This is a genomic window from Peptoanaerobacter stomatis, assembly GCF_000238115.1.
GTDB classification, from domain to species: Bacteria; Bacillota; Clostridia; order Peptostreptococcales; family Filifactoraceae; genus Peptoanaerobacter; species Peptoanaerobacter stomatis.
The window spans coordinates 1-1,637 of sequence record NZ_JH414586.1 but is presented as its reverse complement, the minus strand read 5'-3'; the positions used below and the strand labels follow the sequence as shown (position 1 = coordinate 1,637).

The window sequence follows — 1,637 nt, the reverse complement described above, 5'->3', positions numbered from 1 at the left end:
AGGCGACATAGAAAACCACTGGGCAAAACAAACAATAACAAAATGGCAACAAGAAGGATTCCTAAAAGGAGATAAAAACGGGAACATAAACCCTGACAACAACATAACAAGAGCAGAATTCATAACATTGATAAACAAAGCATTAGGATACAACAAAACAGGAGACAAAATAAAAACATACAAAGACATAAAACAAACAGATTGGTACTACAGCCAAATAATGACAGCAATAGAACAAGGATATATAAACGGAACAAGCAAAGATACAATATCACCAGGCAGCAACATAACAAGACAAGAAGTAATGACAATAATAAACAAAATAGCAAACACAAAAAGCAAAAGCCAAATAGACAAAAATCAAATAAAAGACATAGAAAAAACATCAAGTTGGGCAAAACAATCAGTAGAAAACATGATATCAAACGGATACGTAGCAGGATATCAAAACCAAATAAACCCAACAAACAAAATGACAAGAGCAGAAGCAATAACACTAATAGAAGCCTACAAACAAAACAACAGAACACTAAGCTTCAAAGGAGAATACAACTTAGGACAAATAAACAATTTAACAATACTAACAGGAGACATAACAATAAAAGACACCCAAATACAAGACCTGATAATAGACAAACAAGCAAAAGGGAAAATACAATTACAAAACGTACAAATAAAAGGCAAGATGCAAAACAACAGCAGTGAATTACAAATAATACAAGACAAAGAAGAAAATAAACAAGAAAACAAACAAGAACAACAAAAATACAAAGACGGACAATACGAAGGAAAAGCAAAAGGATACGCAAGCGACATAAAAGTAAAAGTAACAATAGAAAAAGGAAAAATAGCAAAAATAGAAGTAATAGAGCAAAAAGAAGACCAAATATACTGGAACCAAGCAAAAAAAGTAATAGACAGAATAATAGAAAAACAAGACAGCCAAGTAGACATAAGTGCAGGAGCCACAATATCAAGTAAAGGAATAATGTACGCAGTACAAGACGCATTAGGAAAAGCAGAAAACAAAAAAGAAGAAACAAAACCACAAGAAGAATACAAAGACGGAGAATATATAGGAGAAGCAAACGGATTTTCAGGGACAGTAAAAGTAAAAGTAACAATAAAAGACAAAAAAATAGAACAAGTAGAAGTAATAAGCCACTCAGACGACACAAGCTATATGGACTCAGCCAAGAACATAATACAAGACATAAAAAGAAAACAAAAAGCAGAAGTAGAAGTAATAAGCGGAGCAACATACAGCAGTAACGGAATAATAAACGCAACAAAAGACGCATTAGAACAAGCCAAAGGAAAGACAACAAAACCCGGACAATCAGAATACGCAAGAAAGAATATGGACGGAGGAGCAAGTTCAGCAGGAGGAGGCGGAACAGCAGGAGCAAAACAAGAAACAGACTTTACAGACCTAAAAGACGGAGAATACGAAGGTACAGCAAGCGGATATTATACAAACTCCATAAAAGTAAAAGTAACAGTAAGTGGAGGAAAGATAACAAAAATAGAATTAACAGAAAATAAAGATGATAGAAAATATTTTACAAAAGAAAAAGAAGAAAAACTTATAAAAAGCATAATAGACAATCAATCAACAAAAGTAGATACTATGTCAG

At 32.9% G+C, this 1,637-nt stretch carries 1 protein-coding gene; it reads left to right on the top strand.

Annotated elements, in window-relative coordinates; translation table 11 throughout:
* The coding region (locus tag HMPREF9629_RS11190) for an S-layer homology domain-containing protein (RefSeq protein WP_009526477.1) at positions 1–1,637 on the top strand (1,637 nt) is incomplete at both ends.